The following is a 16,418-nucleotide window of genomic DNA, read 5'->3' as shown; positions in this document are numbered from 1 at the left end:
GGCGCGGGGGGGGGGGGGGCGGGCGCCGCCCCGCCCCGCGCCCGGGGGGGGGGGGGGGGGGGGGGGGGGGGGGGGGGGGGGGGCGGGCGGGGGCGCCCCCCCCCCCCCCCCCCGCCGCTCCACCGCACGAGGCGTCAGCGCACCAGCCTGACCAGCTTGTGGTTGGCGAACTCCTCCATGCCGAACCGGCCCAGCTCCCGGCCGAAACCGGATCGCTTGACCCCGCCGAACGGCAGCTCCGCCGCGGTGCCGGAGGGCGCGCCGATGAACACCATGCCCGTCTGCAGCCGCTGGGCCACCCGCTCGGCCTGGGCGTCGTCGTCGGTCTGGACGGAGGCGCTCAGGCCGTAGGGCGAGTCGTTGGCGAAGTCGACCGCCTCCTCCTCGGAGCCGACCTTGAACAACAGGGCCACCGGGCCGAACAGCTCCTCCTTGTAGGCCCGCATGTCGGGGGTGATCCCCGCCAGCACGGTGGGCTCGTACCAGGCGCCGGGGCGGTCGATGCGCTTGCCGCCGGCCAGCACCGTGGCCCCCTTGGAGATCGCGTCCTGAACCTGTTCGTCCAGGGTTTCGAGCGCCTTCTCGGAGGAGAGCGGCCCCATGAAGGTGCCGGGGTCGGCGGGGTCGCCGACGGCGATGGAGCGGACCGCTTCGGTGAAGGCGGTCGAGAACCCTTCGTAGTGCTCGTCCAGGGCGATGATGCGCTTGGCGGCGTTGCACGCCTGGCCGGCGTTGCCCATCCGGCCGATCAGCGCGTTCTTCACCACCTGCTCCATGTTCGACGCGCCGAGGATCAGGTACGGGTCGGAGCCGCCGAGCTCCAGCACCACCTTCTTCAGGTTGCGGCCCGCGATCTCGGCGACGGCCGCTCCGGCCCGCTCCGAGCCCGTCAGCGAGACGCCCTGGATCCGGTCGTCCCCGATCACCGTCTCGATCTGCTCGTTGGTGGCGAAGATGTTGACGTAGGCGCCCTCGGGCAGGCCCGCGTCCCGGAACAGCCGCTCCATCGCCAGCGCCGACTCCGGGCACTGCGGGGCGTGCTTGAGCAGGACGGCGTTGCCCAGCATCAGGTTCGGCGCGGCGAACCGGGCCACCTGGTAGTACGGGAAGTTCCACGGCATGATCCCCAGCAGGGTGCCGACCGCCTCCTTGCGGACGACGGCCCGGCCGCCGGAGGCGACGTCGAGCTCCTCCGCCTCCAGGAAGCCCTCGCCCCGTTCGGCGTAGTAGCGGTAGATCGAGGCGACGGTGGCCAGCTCCCCGAGGGCCTGCTTGACGGGCTTGCCCATCTCGCGGGTGATGATGGCGGCGAGCCCGTCCTTGCGCTCCTCGTAGAGGTCGGCGACGCGTCGCAGGACGGCGGCCCGTTCCGCGGGCGCCCGGCCGGCCCAGGCGCGCTGCGCTTCGTCGGCCAGGGCGAGAGCCTCCCGCAGCTCCCCGTCGGTGGCGGTGGGGTACTCCTTCTCGGTCTCGCCGGTGGCGGGGTTGACGACTCGGTAGATGCTCATGGGTTCCTTCCGTGCGAGGCCCGGACGGGGCACGTGCGAGGGGGGGACGGGCCGCCGGGCGTCCGGGCGGACATTCGGGTACCCATCCGGCAGATGGGCACACCTCGACCATCCCTCTCTCCGCGGACGGCCCGCGGACCGGGCCGGTCCGCGCCGTCACGCCCCGAAGAGGCGACGGTCCGGAGTGTGCGGGCCGTCCGGGGGTACGGTCCTGCCAGTGGTGGAGCGCGCCCCACCCGATGTCCGACCGAGAGGGAGCCGTGCCGACCGACGTACCCGACTTCGATGTCGTCATCGTCGGCGCCGGAGCGGCGGGGCTGAGCCTGGCCCACCACCTGTGCGCGCCGGGCGGCCGTACGCCGCTGTCCGTCGCCCTCGTCGACGCGCCGCCGGGTCCGCTGAGCCCTCCCCGGCGGACCTGGTGCTTCTGGGAACGCGGTACGGGCCCCTACGACGGGTCGCTGACCGCCTCCTGGTCCCGGCTGCGGGTCCGCACGGCCGAGGGGGAGACCGTGACGGCGCGCCTGCCGGAGCTGCGTTACAAGATGCTGCGCTCCGACGACTTCGAGGCCCTCGTCGGCCGCCGGCTCTCCGGCTCCCCCGGGGTGCGCCGGACGACGGCGACGGTGGAGTCCGTGCGCGACCTGCCCGGCGGCGGGGCCGAGGTCCTCGGCCGGGACGCGGTGGGCGAGCGCGTCCTGCTCCGCGGGCGGCACGTCTTCGACTCCCGCCCGCCCCGGCTGCTGCCGCCCGCCCGCACCACCCTCCTCCAGCACTTCTCCGGCTGGTTCGTCCGGACCGAGCGACCCGTGTTCGACCCGGCCGTGCCGGACCTGATGGACTTCCGCACCCCGCGGCCCGCCCGGGGGCTCTCGTTCGGCTACGTCCTGCCCATGGACGCGCACACGGCGCTCGTCGAGTACACGGAGTTCTCCCCCGCGCCGCTGGACGCCGACGGCTACCGGCGGGCGCTGGAGCACTACACGCGGGAGGTCCTGCGGCTGGGCGCGTTCGAGGTGACGGCGCGCGAGTCCGGCGTCATCCCGATGACCGACGGCCGTTTCCCGCGCCGCGCCGGGCGGTCGGTGTACCGCATCGGCACCGCCGGAGGCGCGACCCGCCCCTCGACCGGCTACACCTTCGCCGCGGTGCAGCGGCAGAGCCGTGCCGTCGCCGCCCGGCTCCGGGCCGGGCGCCCCCTCAGGGTGCCGCCCGCCCACAGCCCCCGGTCGCGCGCGATGGACGCGGTCATGCTGCGGGCGCTGGACACCGGCCGGATCGACGGATCGGACTTCTTCGGCCGTCTCTTCCGCGGGGTGCCCGCCGAGCGGCTGCTGACCTTCCTGGACGGCGGCTCCCGCTGGTACGAGGACCTGCTCATCGGGGTGCGGACCCCGGTCGCCCCCATGGTGCGGACCGTCGCCGAACTCCCCTTCATCCCCCGCCGTCCCTCCTCCCGCCCCCTGCCTCCCCCGCCCTCCCGTCCGGAAGAAAGCAGCTCATGACCCTGTTGCGCGGCGCCGCACTGTCCGAAGCCTTCGACCAGGGCTCCGGGGCCTACGACCGCCTCGTCGCGGCCAGCCCCGGCTACCACGCGCATCTGCGCCGCTCCGCACGGCGGCTCGGGCTGCCGGACGGCGGGGCGGGGCTGCGCGTCCTGGACCTGGGATGCGGCACGGGCGCCTCCACCGAGGCGCTGCTCGCCGCCGCCCCGCTCGCCCGGATCACCGGCGTCGACGCCTCCGCGGGGATGCTGGAGCGGGCGGCGGACAAGCCCGGGCTGACCCATGTGGAGTTCGTCCACGCCCCGGTGGAGGAGCTGGCCGAGCGGCTGGCGCCGGGCTCCTTCGACGCGGTGTTCGCCGGCTACCTCTTCCGCAACCTGCGGGACGCCGACACGGCCCTGCGCCTGGTGCACCGCCTGCTGGTCCCGTCCGGCCGCCTGGCCGTGCACGAGTACACGCTCGGCGGGTCGCCGGTGCACCGCGCCGTCTGGAACGCGGTCTGCTCCACGATCATCCGGCCGGCCGGACGTCTCACCGGGGACGCGCGGCTCTACCGGCACCTCCAGGACAGCGTGAACACCTTCGACACCGCCCCCGAGTTCGCCGAGCGACTGCGCCGCGCCGGGTTCCGGGACGTACGCACCCTGCCGCTGCCCGGCTGGCAGACCGGCATCACGCACACCTTCGTCGGCCGCACCGCGAAGGAGGCGTGATGCCGCCGAAGAGGCACGGTGGAGCCCACCGGCACGGCCGGGACCGGCGGGCCGCCGTGGTCCGCGCCCCCGGAGGCCGGGACCGGTTCACCGGGGAGGCCCCCGCCGCCGCGGTGGTCGGCGGCGGCCTCGCCGGCATCGCGGCGGCCACCGGGCTGGCCGAGCGGGGCGTACGGGTCACCCTCTACGAGGGCGAGCGGAGCCTGGGCGGACGGCTGGCGGGCTGGCCGGCCCGGCTCGCCGACGGCACGAACGTCACCATGAGCCGCGGCTTCCACGCCTTCTTCCGCCAGTACTACAACCTGCGCGGCCTGCTGCGCAGGGTCGACCCGGCACTCGCCGGGCTCACCCCGCTGCCCGACTACCCGCTGAGGCACAGCTCCGGACTCCACGACAGCTTCGCCCGTATCCCGCGTACGCCTCCGCTCAGCGCCCTCGGGTTCGTCGCGCTGAGCCCGACCTTCGGCGTCCGCGATCTGGTCGGGATGAACCCCCGGGCCGCCCTGCCGCTGCTGGACGTGCGGGTGCCCGACGTCTACGAGCGGCTGGACGGCGTCAGCGCCCACGACTTCCTCGCCCGCATCCGCTTCCCCGAGGCGGCGCACCACCTGGCCTTCGAGGTCTTCTCCCGCAGCTTCTTCGCCGACCCGCGCGAACTGTCCGCCGCCGAGCTGGTCCTGATGTTCCACATCTACTTCCTCGGCTCCAGCGAGGGGCTGCTCTTCGACGTCCCCGCCGAGCCCTTCCCCACCGCCCTGTGGGACCCCCTCGCCGGCTACCTGGAGAGCCACGGCGTGGAGGTGCGCACCGGCACGCCCGTCCGCCGGGTGCGGCCGCTGCCCGACGGCGGCCTCGACGTCGCCACGGAGGAGCGCACCTCGCGTCACGACGCCGTCGTCCTCGCCCTGGACAGCGCCGGGCTGCGCGGACTGGTGCGCGCCTCCCCCGGACTGGGGGACGCCCCCTGGCGCGCCACGATCGACCGGTTGCGCTCCGCCCCGCCGTTCCTGGTCTCACGGCTGTGGCTGGAGAAGCCCGTGGCACGCGACCGCCCCGGCTTCCTCGGCACCAGCGGCTACGGGCCCCTGGACAACGTGAGCGTCCTGGAACGCTGGGAGGGCGAGGCCGCACGGTGGGCGCGGCGCACCGGCGGCTCGGTGGTCGAACTCCACGCCTACGCCGTCTCCCCGGACGCCGACCGGGCCGCCGTGCAGAGCGAAGCACGACGCCAACTGCACCGGATCTACCCGGAGACGCGCGGGGCCCGCGTCGTCGACGAGCGCCACGAGTGGCGGGCCGACTGCCCGATGTTCCCCGTCGGCGGCTACGGGGACCGGCCCGGGGTGCGCAGCCCCGACCCGGCGGTCACGGTGGCCGGGGACATGGTCCGCACCGGACTGCCGGTGGCGCTGATGGAGCGCGCGGTCACCAGCGGGTTCCTGGCCGCCAACGCGCACCTGGAGCGGTGGGGGGTGCGCGGGCAGACCCTGTGGACCGTCCCGCGCACCGGGCGGTCCCTGCCCCTGCGGAGGCTCGCCGCGCTCGGTCGCTGACCCCCGGGGCCGGGGGCTCGCCGCGCACGGCAGCGGGCGCCCGGGGCCGGGGGCTCGCCGCGCACGGCAGCGGGCGCCCGGGGCCGGGGGCTCGCCGCGCTCGGCAGCGGGCGCCCGGGGCCGGGGGGCCGCCGCGCACGGCAGCGGCACCCGGACCCGGAGGTCCGCCGCACCCCCGCGGCGCGTCAGCCGGGGAACCGCCCCTCGGCCCGCAGCTCCCAGCGCCGTTCCGCGTACGCCAGGTCGTCGCGCCACAACCGGCCGGCCGATGCCCGCATCAGCGGCCGGAGCAGCGGCGCGGCCGCCCGGGCGACCGCGAACCCCCGGCGGTCCGAGGCCGCGACGAGCGCCTCGACGACGGCGGTGCGGGGCCGCCCCCGCTCGTCCGGGGCCAGCGGGGTGGCGTGGGTCTCCACCACGGACCCCGCCCCCTCGCCCTCGACGATGTGCATGACGACCGTACGGGGCTCGGGCGCGGTGAACCGGGCCACGACCGGCACGACCAGCCGCCCGGCCACCTTGAAGGACACCTCCACCAGGAACCCGTCGTCCTCCCCCGCGCCGTCGTCCGGCGCGTCGGTCACGGTCAGGTCGACGAAGGAGTACGGGTGGAACCAGGCGCCGTGCCACGGGTCGAGCCGGTTGGCCACCACGTCCTCGGGCTCGCAGCGCCCCACACCGGCGTAGACCGCGTCGACGCCTTCCTCCCGGCGCGGCCGCACCGGGACGCGGGGCCGCTCGGTGGGGACCTCGCCGCCCGTGCGGTCCAGCCGCACCCAGAGCAGCACGCCGTCGTCGAAGGCCGGGTAGGGCTCCCAGCCGGCGAAGGCCCCGCCGTCCAGGGCGAGACCGTGCCAGTGGCAGACGAGCGTGCCGCAGCGCACGGGGCTCTCCCGCAGCGGCGCCCCGAGGTGGGGGCAGGCGCCCGGGCCGGCGCGCAGCCTGCCGTCGCCGTCGCGCCAGGCGACGATCTCCGTGGAGCCGACCGTGAGGCCGAGCGTCCGCCCCGGGGGAAGCGCGCGGGAGGCGCCGATGACGTACCAGTTTCCGGAGGGGCGGCTCTGCGCCCGCTTGAGGGCCTGGGCGATGAGGGAGGGCTTCGCGGCCCGCCAGGTCGGTTCCTGCCGGTCCCACGGCACGGGTGCGCGCCGCAGGCTCAACGGGATGCGCCGTCGTGCGAACGGGCTCATGCCGCCTCCTCCCGGACGGCCATGGCGGGGGCGGGGGCGGCGGGGCGCGGCCCGGCCCCGGTCCCCGTCCGGCGGTCCGCCCGGGCGCGGGCGGCGAGCGCGCGGGCCAGTCCGTCCAGCGCCACGGCCGCCCGGCGTCGGCGCGGGACGACGGCGCGGCGGTGCAGGACCGCGTAGCCGTCGGCCTCGATCGCGTCGAGGATGCCGCTGTAGAGGACGAACGCCGTACGGATGCAGGGCCGGGAGACCGGGTCCAGCATCCCGAGGCCGGGCAGGGCCTGCCGGTAGACCGCCCGGGTGTGGGCGGCGAACGCGCGCAGGGCGGCGGTGATCCCCGCGTCCCGCACACCGGTGCGCCGGCTCCACTCCAGGCGCGCCCGGTCCACGCCGTGGGCGCCGAGCAGGTCGGCCGGGAGGTAGACCCGGCCCCGGTCCAGGTCCTCGCCGACGTCCCGCAGGAAGTTGGTCAGCTGGAAGGCGACGCCCAGCGCGGCGGCGGGGCCGGCGGCCTCCTCGCGCCGGACGACGGTCCCGAGCACCGGCAGCATCTGGAGGCCGATCACCGCGGCCGACCCGTGCATGTAGCCGCCCAGCTCCTCGAACGAGGCGTATCCGGTGACGGTCAGATCGGCGCGCATCGAGGCCAGGAAGTCGGTGAAGTGCCGGGGGTCGATGCCGTGGCGTCCGGCCGTGTCGGCGAGCGCGCGGATCACCGGCTCGGTGGCCCGCCCGCTCCGCAGCCCGCTCTCCAGCTGCTGCTCCAGGGCCGCCAGTGCGGCGGCCCGCTGCCCGGTGGTGGCGGTGGAGGCGAGGTCGTCCACGATGTCGTCGGCGAAGCGGGCGAAGCCGTACAGGGCGTGGACGGCCGCCCGCCGGTCGACGGGCAGCAGCCGCGTCGCGAGGAAGTACGTCCTGCCGTGCCGGGCGTTGAGGTCGCGGCAGCGGGTGTAGGCGGCACGGAGGCCGGGCTCGTGGACGCCTGCGGCGTCCAGCTCACGGGCGGTCATACGGCGGTGCCTCTCGTGCGTCGGGACGGGGCGGCGGGTGGGCCGGTGATCCTCTGCGCCGCCAGCTTCCCGGAGATCAGCACGGTCGGCACGCCGACGCCCGGAGTGGTGCCGCACCCGGCGAGGACGGCGTTGGCGGTGCCCCGCACCAGGTTGCGCGGGCGGAACGGGCCGGTCTGGGGGAAGGTGTGGGCCACGGCGAACGGTGTGCCCGCGGCGTGCCCCTGGGCGGTCCAGTCGACCGGGGTGACCAGCCCCTCCTGCTCGATGGCCGCGCCCAGACCGGGCATCTCACGCCGCTCCAGCCAGGCGAGCAGCTCGTCCCGGTAACGCGGGCCCAGCTCCCGCCACTCCCTGACGCCGGGCCCGACCGTGGTGTTCGGGCAGGGCGCCAGGACGTAGTGGAGGTGTTTGCCGGGCGGGGCGAGGGAAGGGTCGGTGGCCGTGGGGCGGGTGATCAGGAGCGAGGGGTCCGACATCAGCTCGCCGGTGCGGGTGAGCTGGCGGAAGGTGCTCTTCCAGGCCGCGCCGAACGAGATGGTGTGGTGCGCGAGATCCGGCCAGGTACGGTCCGTGCCCGCGTGCAGGATCACCGCGGACGGCGAGTGCCTCAGCGGCAGCGGTCGGCGCGGCGCGTGGCCGAGGAGGCGGTAGGCGACCGGCAGGTCGGGCGTCAGGACCACCGCGTCGCACGGGATGCGCTCCTGGTCGGTGACGACCGCGGTGACCCGGTCGCCCGACCGCTCCAGCCGGGTCACCGCCTGCCCGTGGCGGAACTCGCCTCCCGCGTCGGCGGCGGCCCGGGCCATCGCGGTGGGCAGGGCGTGCATGCCGCCGCGCGGGAAGTAGACCCCGGCGACCGTGTCCATGTAGGCGATCACGGCGTACGCGGCCAGGGCCCTGGCCGGCGGGACGCCCGCGTACAGCGCCTGGAAGGAGAAGACCCGGCGCAGCCGCTCGTCGGAGACGAAGCGCCCGATCCGGGCGTCGAGCCGGCCGAACCCGCCGAGCGCGGCGAGCCGGGCGAGGTCGGGGTGGAGGAGTTGGAGGGGCGAGTCGAAGTTGGCGTCGATGAAGCGGCGCATCTGCACCCGGTACAGGCGCTCCAGCCAGCTCCGCAGCCGCCGGTAGCCGACCGCCTGGCGGGCTCCGGCGAACTGTTCCACGGCCGCCTCCATGGCCGCTCCGTCGGTGTGCACGTCGAGCTGGGAGCCATCGGCGAAACGGGCCCGGTAGGCGGGGTCCAGCCGGACGAGCTCCAGGCGGTCGGCCATCCGTTCGCCCACGGCGGCGAAGGCGTCCTCCACCAGGTCCGGCATGGTCAGCACGGTCGGTCCGGTGTCGATGCGGTAGCCGTCCCGCGCCAGCAGTCCGGCGCGCCCGCCGGGCAGCGGATCCCGTTCGACGACCGTCACCCTGCGGCCCGCGCCGAGCAGGTGCAGCGCGGCGGACAGGCCGGACAGCCCTGCCCCGACCACCACCACGTGGTCGGTACGCCCCTTGATCGTGATCACGGGAAACGGCCTCCTTCGGGTGTGGCCGGAGCGGAGGACGCCGCGGCTCCTGGGTACGGGGGGTGCGTGGCGACGGGAGCGGGGGGCGCGGCCGGCCGGCTGCCCGCCACCGTGCGCAGGAGGCCCAGCAGCCGGCCGCCCGCGTGCGTGTCGACGTCGACCGTCCGGGCCAGGCGCCGCGCCGCCCGCTCCCCCAGCCGTCGCGCCCTGTCCTCGACCTGGGCGCGAGCACCGGTGGCCTCCAGGACGGCGCGGACCTCCGCGAGGTCGTCGTCGCCGAGCTCCGGGTCGCCCACGGCACGGTCCAGCACGGCCAGGGCGCGGTGGTCGCCTGCGGCTGCGGAGCGGGCACGGGCGACCGCCAGCAGGTAGGTGGGCTTGCCCTCGCGGATGTCGTCCCCGGACGGTTTGCCGGTGGCCGCCGGGTCGCCGAAGACCCCGAGCAGGTCGTCCCGCAGTTGGAAGGCCGTTCCGGCGTACCGGCCGGCCGAGCGCAGCCCTTCGGTGGTCCGCTCGTCCGCTCCGGCCAGGGCGGCTCCCAGCGCCATGGGCCGCTCCACCGAGTACAGGGCGCTCTTGAGGCAGGCGGTGCGCAGCGCGCTCGCCGCCGAAGCGGTGCCGTCCGCCTGGCCGCGCAGGTCCAGGTACTGCCCGGCGACCATCTCGCCCCGCAGGGCCCGCCACAGGGCGCTGATCTGCCGCCGCCGGGAAGGCGGCAGGGACGTCTCGGCGACCGTGTCGTCGGCCCACACCAGTGCGAGGTCCCCCGCGAGTACGGCGGCCGAGGCGCCGAACGCCTCCCCCCGCCCGGAGCCGGCCGCACGGCCCAGGCGCTCGGCCAGGGCGAGGTGGACGGCGGGCCTGCCCCGCCGTGTGCGCGACCGGTCCATCACGTCGTCCTGGATGAGAGCGCAGGTCTGGATCAGCTCCAGGCCCACGCCGAGCCGCAACGCCGCCTCGGTCTCGGCCGCACCGCAGGCGCGCATGGCCCACCAGAGCAGGCGGGGCCGCATCCGCTTGCCGCCCCGCAGCGTGAAGTCGGCGACCCGGCGCGCCACCTCCTCGGAGAACACCGGGTCGTACGCGGTGGCCTCGGCGATCCGCTCCGCCAGAACGGCTTCGGCCATCTGCCGGACACCGCCGACCACGTCGTGGTCGACGACCTGTGCCTCCGCGGGGGAGGGATCGGAGCCCCGGGGTCCGGTCCGGACGGCGTCCCGTGGCACGGACTCGGCGGACGGGTGGCCCGCGGGCAGCGAAAGGCCCATCTCACGCCCTTGTCAGAGAAGAAGATGACCCATCTGGTCATCTGCAGCCACTGGTACCCCGTCAGCCCGTTTGCTACCGGCCGGACCGGCCTGAGGGATCGACGGCCGCGGGTCGCCTCCGGCAGGCGGCAGCGGCCCCCTCGTGAGCTGCGGCCCGTAGCCGGGGCCGGCCCGGCGGGAGGCGGGACCGGAATGTCCGGGGCCGGGTCGGCCTCACGCCGGGCCGGCCCGGCGTGAGGCCGGCCGGGCCGCCCGTGCGGCGGCCGGCAGGGCGTGACGGCCGCGGCAGCGGGTGGCGGCGGCGTGCGCGGTGAGCGGTACGGCGTTGGGGGGCGCCCGGCGCTGCTCGACCCCCTCCTCCGGCGCCGTCGTTCGTCCGTTCCGATGAATCTCCAGCCGGCCGGCGCCGCGGCGGACCCGTGGCTGGGACGCTCCGCGCATGACGCAGATCGAGCAGCCCCCGGCCCCGGCCGGGCCCGGCCACCCGCCTCCGGGCGGTCTCCCGGTGATCGAACGTATGCGGGAATGGCGCTCCCGCTGGCCTGCGGGCGGCGGGGCGGCCGTCTTCCACACGGTCTATCTGGACATCGTCGAGCGGCTGGCCCCGGCCCCCGGCCGGGTCGGCTTCGGCGACCGGGAAACCGCCGCCCTGCTGGGCGTGCGCTGCGCGGAGCGCTATCTGTGGGCGGTGGAGACGGCGGCGGCGGGCGGCCGGCCGCCCCTGTGCTGGCGCCCCCTCCTCCCGTACCGCCGGCATCCCGGCGTACGCCCCCTGCAGTTCGCGCTCAGCGGTCTGCAGGCGCACGTGGGCCACGACCTGGTGCTGGCGGTGGTGGACACCTGTCGCACGCTCGGTTGCGATCCGCCGGAGCTGGAAGGGGAGTTCGAGCGGGTGGGCGATCTCCTGGCGGTGCTGGAGGAGCGCGTCCACGAGGAGCTGATGCCGGACCCCGACGCCCTGGGGATCACGGACCCGCTGACCCACCTGGTGAGTTCCTGGAGTCTGGACCGGGCCCGGGAGGCGGCCTGGTCGGCGGCCCGGGTGCTCTGGCGGCTGCGGGCGTTTCCCGCGCTGGCCGAGGAGTTCAGGCAGCGGACCGACGCGGGAGCGGGCCTGGTGGGGCGGATGCTGCTCACCCCCTGCCGCTGACGCCCGCGACGGCGCCGGGGCCTCCCGCCGCCCCGCCGTCGTCGCCCGAAGAGCGGCCGGTCGCCGGTCGGCAGGCGAAAGGCGGCAGGCGGTAGGCGGCAGGCGGCAGGCGGCAGCTGGACGAGAGGCTCGGCCCGGGTCAGTCCTCCGGGAGCTCGACCGGTGCGATCTCGTCGAAGACGTCGCCGGGGCCGGGGTTGGTCGCGTCCGTCGCCCCGCCGAACTGGTGCATGACGCCCCACACCGCGTTCAGCGCGGTCTGCACGGCGCCCTCGGCCCAGCCGGCCGTCCAGGAGATGTCGTCCCCGGCGAGGAAGATGCCCCGCTTGTCCTCCGGCAGCCGGTCCTGCATGAAGTGGGTGAACAGCCGCCGCTGGTAGCGGTAGTGGCCGGGCAGGTTGGCCTTGAACGCGCCCATGAACCAGGGCTCGTTCTCCCAGGAGACGGTGACCGGGTTGCCGATGACGTGGCTGCGGATGTCGACGTTCGGGTAGATCTCGCCGAGCGACTTGAGCATGACCTCCATGCGCTCCTTCGGCGAGAGCGGCAGCCACTTCAGGCTGTCGTCGCACCAGGTGTAGGAGAGGCAGATGACGGCGGGCTTCTCCGGCCCGTCGTCCAGGAGGTACGTCCCCCGGGTCATCCGGTCGGTGAGCGTCATCGACATGGTGTCGCGGCCGGTGGTCTCGTCCTTGTCCAGCCAGAACGGCCGGTCGACCGGGACGAACAGCTTGGACGACTCCATGTAGTGGGTGCGCTCCATCGCCGTCCAGTGGTCGATCGGGAAGAGTGCGTCGTCGCAGTCGATCTTGGAGAGCAGCAGCCAGGACTGGCCCGTGAAGACGGCGGCCCGGAAGGTGCGGATGTCCCCGGTGGCGTCGGTGACCGTGATGCGGTTGCCCGCCGTACGGGTCAGCCGGGTCACCGCTCCGCGCGGCTCGCCCCCGTGCAGGGAGGAGAGCGAGGTGCCGAGCGGCCAGTGGACGATCTTCTGCGGCTCGCGCTCCCACAGGCGGAGCGGGAGCTGCTGGCTGCCGCCCACGATGCCGCGGTGGTGGTCGTCGGCCTCGGTGTAGACGACGCGCAGGATCTCCAGGATGGAGTTGGGGAAGTCGGTGTCCCAGCCGCCGGTGCCGAAGCCGACCTGGCCGAAGATCTCGCGGTGGCGGAAGGACTTGAAGGCCTCGGAGTCGCAGAGGAAGCCGTAGAAGGTCTGGTTGTCGAGCCGTTCGACGAGCTGGGACCAGATCTCCCGGATGCGCGGGACGTCGCGCTCGCGCAGCGCCCTGTTCATGTCGGAGAAGTCGGCCCCCTCCTCCAGGCAGGCCGCCCAGGCGTCGGCCACGTCGCGGTAGACCTGCGGCAGGTCGTCGATGGTCTCGGCGTAGTGCGACTCGCCCTTGAGGTCCACGACGGTGGAGGGCGTGGCCGGGGAGAGCGGGTTGGGGAAGGGCCGGGTCTCCAGGCCCACCAGGTCGATGTAGTGCTGGAGCGCGGTGGAGGAGGGCGGGAAGCGCATCGCGCCCATCTCGGCGGTGAGGCCGGGGTCGCAGCCGTCGAAGCCGACGGTGCGCAGCCGGCCGCCGATCCGGTCGGCCTCGTAGACGACGGGCCTCAGCCCCATCTTCATCAGCTCGTACGCGGCGATGATCCCCGAGAGCCCGCCGCCGATGACGGCGACCTCCTGGCCGTGCTCGGTCGCCGGTATCTGCCCGATCCCCGCCGGGTGGGCGAGGAAGTCGTCGTACGCGTAGGGGAAGTCCGGCCCGAACATGGTGATCGGCGGGGCGGCGTCGGTGTGCTGGACGGCGTTGGGCACCGTGGACGTCATGGGGTACGGACTCCTTGCGCGGTACGGGTGGGGGGGGCGGGCTCAGGCCAGGGAGCCGTACAGGCCGGGGCGGCGGTCGTGCAGATAGGGGTTGGCTTCGCGCGAGGCGGCCAGGAACTCCGGGTCCACCTCGCCGATCACCAGTTCCTCGCCGCGTCCGGCGCGGGCGCGCACGGTGCCGTCGGGACCGGCCAGGCAGCTGAGCCCGACGAACTCGAACTCCCCTTCGGGGCCGACCCGGTTGACGTACGCCACGTACATCTGGCTCTCGAAGGCCCGTACGGGGACGACGGATTCGGCGACGAACTGGAAGGGGTGCATCTGCGCGGTGGGCACCAGCAGCAGATCGGTGCCGGCCAGGGCGTGCGCCCGGACGTTCTCCGGGAACTCGACGTCGTAGCAGATCAGCAGGCCGATCCGGACGCCGTCCAGGTCGGCCTGGACGACGCTCTGCTCGCCGGGGGTGAACCACTCCTGCTCGAAGCAGCCGAAGAGGTGGGTCTTGCGGTAGTTCGCGAGCCGTGCGCCGTCGGGGCCGATGAGCTGGGAGGCGTTGAAGATCCGCTCCCCCTCGCGCTCCGGGTAGCCGTACAGGACGGCGAGCCCGTGGCGCCGGGCGATCTCCGCGACGGCCTCGGCGCCGGGCCCGTCGGCGGGCTCGGCCAGTTCGGGGACGGCGTCGCCGATGGCGTACCCGGTGAGGAACAGTTCGGGCGAGACCAGCAGCCCGGCCCCCGCCCCGGCGGCGCGCGCGGCGGCCTCGTCCAGCGCCTTCAGGTTCTCCTGGACGGCGCCGGGCCGTCCGGAACTCTGGAGCAGGGCGGTGCGCAACGACGGCATGGCTGACCTCGGGCGGTGCGGGCGGGGTGGGGAGACGTATCGAAGGTACGCGGCCCCGATCGACCCGGACAAGGCGCGAGTGTTGCGCATCGACCGTCGATTCGTTGCGCGGGAAGCCCCTCCGGCGACGAATCGTTGCGTCCGGCATCACCGCAGGTCAGCGGGGTGATGTGAGCCACTTCCTCAGACCGGCGGGGCCTCCGCCGAGTAGCGGCGCAGCAGCGGGGAGAGCACCAGGACGGACTTGGTGCGCTCGACGTACGGCTCGCCCGCGATCCGTTCCAGGACCTGTTCGAAGTGGCGCATGTCGGCGGCGAAGACCTGCACCACCGCGTCCGCGTCGCCGGTGACGGTGGAGGCGGAGGCGATCTCCGGGTAGCGGGCGAGGCCCTGCTTGATGGCGTCCGGCGAGGTGTTGCGGCTGCAGTAGATCTCGATGAACCCCTCGGTCTCCCAGCCGAGCGCGGCCGGGTCGACCCGCACGGTGAAGCCGGTGATCGCGCCCTCGGCGCGCAGCCGGTCCACGCGGCGCTTCACGGCGGGGGCGGAGAGGCCGACGACGGCGCCGATGTCGGCGTAGGAGCGCCGGGCGTCTTCGGCGAGGGCGTGGACGATGCGTTCGTCGAGGTCGTTCAGGCGCACGTCGGGCGGTTCACTTCTCTGCGGTGGGTCTGCTGCGGGAGGCGGCGCGTGCCGCCTCCCGCAGTAGACCACGAGCCGCCGGGCGGGCGTGCCCCGCGCAGTGCGGTGAACGGGTCGGAGGGGATCAGAAGGGGAACTGCGAGCGGCCGTGCTGGATGGAGATCCACTTCTGGGTGGTGAACGCCTCGATCATCGAGTCGCCGTTCAGCCGGCCCAGGCCGGAGCTCTTCTCCCCGCCGAAGGGGACGATCGGCTCGTCGTGGACGGTGCCGTCGTTGATGTGGATCATGCCGGTGTGGATGCGCTGCCCGATCCGCACGCCGCGCTCGATGTTGCCGGTGTGGACGGCGCCGCTGAGCCCGTACGGGGTGTCGTTGGCGATGCGGACGGCCTCGTCCTCGCCGTCGAAGGGGATCAGCAGGGCGACGGGCCCGAAGATCTCCTGCTGGAGGACGGGCGAGTCGGGGGCGAGGCCGGTGAGCACCGAGGGGCTGACCAGGTTGCCGTCGGCGCGGCCGTGCAGGAGGGCGGTGGCGCCGGCCGCCACGGTCTGGTCGACGAGCTTGGAGACGGACTCGGCCTGCGAGGAGTTGATCAGCGGGCCGATCTGGGTGGCCGGGTCGGCGGGGTCGCCCACGGTGAGCGAGGCGACCTTGGCGACGAACTTCTCGGTGAACTCCGCCTCCACGGCGCGGTCGACCAGGATGCGGTTGGCGGCCATGCAGACCTGGCCCTGGTGGACGTAGCGGCTGAAGACCGCCGCGTCGACGGCGTAGTCCACGTCCGCGTCGTCGAGGACGATCAGGGCGCTGTTGCCGCCGAGTTCGAGGACGGCGCGCTTGAGGTTGGTGGCGCAGACGGTGGCGACGTGGCGGCCGACCTTGTCCGAGCCGGTGAAGGAGATGACCTGCGGGACGGGGTGCTCCAGCAGGGTGTCGCCGATCTCCGCGATGTCGGTGATCACCACGTTCAGCAGGCCGGCGGGCAGCCCGGCGTCCTCGAAGACCTTGGCCAGCAGGGTGCCGCCGCAGATCGGGGTGTTCTGGTGCGGTTTGAGGACGACGGCGTTGCCGAGGGCCAGCGCGGGCGCGACCGACTTGAGGGAGAGCAGGAAGGGGAAGTTGAACGGGCTGATCACGCCGACGACCCCGACGGGCACCCGGTAGACGCGGTTCTCCTTGCCCTCCGTCGGGGAGGGGAGGATCTGTCCGGCGGGGCGCAGGGCCAGCTGGATCGCCTCGCGGAGGAACTCCTTGGCCAGGTGCAGTTCGAAGGCGGCCTTCAGCCGGGTGCCGCCGAGTTCGGCGACGATCGCCTCGCCGATCTCCGGCTCGCGCTCCTCGACGATGCGCAGCGCCTTCTCCAGGACGGCCCGCCTGCTGTACGGGTTGGTGTCGGCCCACGCCTGCTGGGCCCGCTCCGCCGCGCGGTACGCCTGGTCGACCTCGCCCGCGGTGGCCACCGGGATCGAGGCGAGCTTCTCCCCGTCGAACGGGTTGAAGTCGATGATGTCCCAGGAACCCTTCCCCGGCCTCCACTCGCCGTCGATGTACTGGTGGGCCAGGTCAGTGAAGAAGGACATGAGATCCCTTACCGCAGAGAGGGCGGGCAGCTGAGTGCGCTTCATATTACTTATATCGCACCAGAGTTGTAGCGCCTCCCCGGCCACCCGGGGCGCCGGGGGAAGCATCCGAAAC

General features: G+C 74.6%; 13 protein-coding genes. 4 read left to right on the top strand and 9 right to left on the bottom strand.

The features are described 5' to 3' along the window. Nucleotides 1-134: 134 nt before the first annotated feature. Nucleotides 135-1,508, bottom strand: a complete 1,374-nt coding sequence (locus ACH4K1_RS15190) for an NAD-dependent succinate-semialdehyde dehydrogenase (protein ID WP_398089655.1) — start codon at nucleotides 1,506-1,508, stop codon at nucleotides 135-137. A 239-nt stretch (nucleotides 1,509-1,747) separates the two neighbouring features. Between ACH4K1_RS15190 and ACH4K1_RS15185 the strand changes: the two genes are divergently transcribed. From ACH4K1_RS15185 to ACH4K1_RS15175, 3 genes are read left to right on the top strand one after another with little or no spacing between them, the layout of a single operon-like run. Then, nucleotides 1,748-3,013, top strand: coding sequence for a lycopene cyclase family protein (locus ACH4K1_RS15185; protein WP_398089653.1), 1,266 nt, complete (start codon nucleotides 1,748-1,750; stop codon nucleotides 3,011-3,013). Then, nucleotides 3,010-3,726: a class I SAM-dependent methyltransferase gene (locus tag ACH4K1_RS15180; protein WP_398089651.1), complete on the top strand. Its 717-nt coding sequence runs from the start codon at nucleotides 3,010-3,012 to the stop codon at nucleotides 3,724-3,726. The genes ACH4K1_RS15185 and ACH4K1_RS15180 overlap by 4 nt, the downstream gene beginning before the upstream one ends. Next, the gene (locus ACH4K1_RS15175) at nucleotides 3,726-5,279 is read left to right on the top strand and encodes an FAD-dependent oxidoreductase (protein ID WP_398089649.1); all 1,554 of its coding nucleotides are present in this window, start codon (nucleotides 3,726-3,728) and stop codon (nucleotides 5,277-5,279) included. Before ACH4K1_RS15180 ends, ACH4K1_RS15175 begins: the two co-directional genes overlap by 1 nt. A 185-nt stretch (nucleotides 5,280-5,464) precedes the next feature. Here ACH4K1_RS15175 and ACH4K1_RS15170 read toward each other — a convergent pair whose 3' ends face one another. Genes ACH4K1_RS15170 through ACH4K1_RS15155 form a run of 4 tightly spaced genes read right to left on the bottom strand, consistent with a single transcriptional unit; the run spans nucleotide 5,465 to nucleotide 10,258 of the window. Continuing rightward, on the bottom strand, nucleotides 5,465-6,469 hold the full coding sequence (locus ACH4K1_RS15170; RefSeq protein ID WP_398089648.1) for a DUF5914 domain-containing protein: 1,005 nt from the start codon (nucleotides 6,467-6,469) through the stop codon (nucleotides 5,465-5,467). Then, on the bottom strand, nucleotides 6,466-7,476 hold the full coding sequence (locus ACH4K1_RS15165; protein ID WP_398089646.1) for a phytoene/squalene synthase family protein: 1,011 nt from the start codon (nucleotides 7,474-7,476) through the stop codon (nucleotides 6,466-6,468). Before ACH4K1_RS15165 ends, ACH4K1_RS15170 begins: the two co-directional genes overlap by 4 nt. Next, nucleotides 7,473-8,990, bottom strand: coding sequence for a phytoene desaturase (locus ACH4K1_RS15160; RefSeq protein WP_398089645.1), 1,518 nt, complete (start codon nucleotides 8,988-8,990; stop codon nucleotides 7,473-7,475). The genes ACH4K1_RS15165 and ACH4K1_RS15160 overlap by 4 nt, the downstream gene beginning before the upstream one ends. Next, entirely contained in the window at nucleotides 8,987-10,258 is a 1,272-nt protein-coding gene (locus ACH4K1_RS15155; RefSeq protein ID WP_398089643.1) for a polyprenyl synthetase family protein, read from the bottom strand. Before ACH4K1_RS15155 ends, ACH4K1_RS15160 begins: the two co-directional genes overlap by 4 nt. A 439-nt stretch (nucleotides 10,259-10,697) precedes the next feature. On the opposite strand from ACH4K1_RS15155, the gene ACH4K1_RS15150 reads away from it, so the two are divergent. Next, complete coding sequence (locus tag ACH4K1_RS15150; RefSeq protein ID WP_398089642.1) at nucleotides 10,698-11,408, top strand: DUF5995 family protein; 711 nt, start codon at nucleotides 10,698-10,700, stop codon at nucleotides 11,406-11,408. A gap of 139 nt (nucleotides 11,409-11,547) precedes the next feature. On the opposite strand, the gene ACH4K1_RS15145 is transcribed toward ACH4K1_RS15150, so the two are convergent. The 4 genes from ACH4K1_RS15145 to ACH4K1_RS15130 form a co-directional block, all read right to left on the bottom strand. Continuing rightward, entirely contained in the window at nucleotides 11,548-13,239 is a 1,692-nt protein-coding gene (locus ACH4K1_RS15145; protein WP_398089640.1) for a flavin monoamine oxidase family protein, read from the bottom strand. A 42-nt stretch (nucleotides 13,240-13,281) separates the two neighbouring features. Next, nucleotides 13,282-14,079 carry a carbon-nitrogen hydrolase family protein gene (locus ACH4K1_RS15140; RefSeq protein ID WP_398089638.1) on the bottom strand — a complete coding sequence of 266 codons (798 nt, stop codon included), beginning with the start codon at nucleotides 14,077-14,079 and terminating at the stop codon, nucleotides 13,282-13,284. A 183-nt stretch (nucleotides 14,080-14,262) separates the two neighbouring features. Next, the gene (locus ACH4K1_RS15135) at nucleotides 14,263-14,721 is read right to left on the bottom strand and encodes an Lrp/AsnC family transcriptional regulator (protein WP_073769908.1); all 459 of its coding nucleotides are present in this window, start codon (nucleotides 14,719-14,721) and stop codon (nucleotides 14,263-14,265) included. 124 nt (nucleotides 14,722-14,845) lie between these two features. Continuing rightward, on the bottom strand, nucleotides 14,846-16,303 hold the full coding sequence (locus ACH4K1_RS15130; protein WP_398089636.1) for an aldehyde dehydrogenase family protein: 1,458 nt from the start codon (nucleotides 16,301-16,303) through the stop codon (nucleotides 14,846-14,848). Nucleotides 16,304-16,418 lie beyond the last annotated feature (115 nt).

It is taken from the genome of Streptomyces sp. NPDC017448 (genome assembly GCF_044330565.1).
GTDB lineage: Bacteria > Actinomycetota > Actinomycetes > Streptomycetales > Streptomycetaceae > Streptomyces.
Note: the sequence above shows the minus strand (reverse complement) of the source record. Positions and strands in the feature narration are given on the sequence as shown.

Coding starts and splice junctions, on each gene's coding strand:
- ACH4K1_RS15190 (WP_398089655.1), bottom strand. CDS start 1,508: ATGAGCATCTACCGAGTCGTCAACCCCGCCACCGGCGAGACCGAGAAG.
- ACH4K1_RS15185 (WP_398089653.1), top strand. CDS start 1,748: ATGTCCGACCGAGAGGGAGCCGTGCCGACCGACGTACCCGACTTCGAT.
- ACH4K1_RS15180 (WP_398089651.1), top strand. CDS start 3,010: ATGACCCTGTTGCGCGGCGCCGCACTGTCCGAAGCCTTCGACCAGGGC.
- ACH4K1_RS15175 (WP_398089649.1), top strand. CDS start 3,726: ATGCCGCCGAAGAGGCACGGTGGAGCCCACCGGCACGGCCGGGACCGG.
- ACH4K1_RS15170 (WP_398089648.1), bottom strand. CDS start 6,469: ATGAGCCCGTTCGCACGACGGCGCATCCCGTTGAGCCTGCGGCGCGCA.
- ACH4K1_RS15165 (WP_398089646.1), bottom strand. CDS start 7,476: ATGACCGCCCGTGAGCTGGACGCCGCAGGCGTCCACGAGCCCGGCCTC.
- ACH4K1_RS15155 (WP_398089643.1), bottom strand. CDS start 10,258: ATGGGCCTTTCGCTGCCCGCGGGCCACCCGTCCGCCGAGTCCGTGCCA.
- ACH4K1_RS15150 (WP_398089642.1), top strand. CDS start 10,698: ATGACGCAGATCGAGCAGCCCCCGGCCCCGGCCGGGCCCGGCCACCCG.
- ACH4K1_RS15145 (WP_398089640.1), bottom strand. CDS start 13,239: ATGACGTCCACGGTGCCCAACGCCGTCCAGCACACCGACGCCGCCCCG.
- ACH4K1_RS15140 (WP_398089638.1), bottom strand. CDS start 14,079: ATGCCGTCGTTGCGCACCGCCCTGCTCCAGAGTTCCGGACGGCCCGGC.
- ACH4K1_RS15130 (WP_398089636.1), bottom strand. CDS start 16,303: ATGTCCTTCTTCACTGACCTGGCCCACCAGTACATCGACGGCGAGTGG.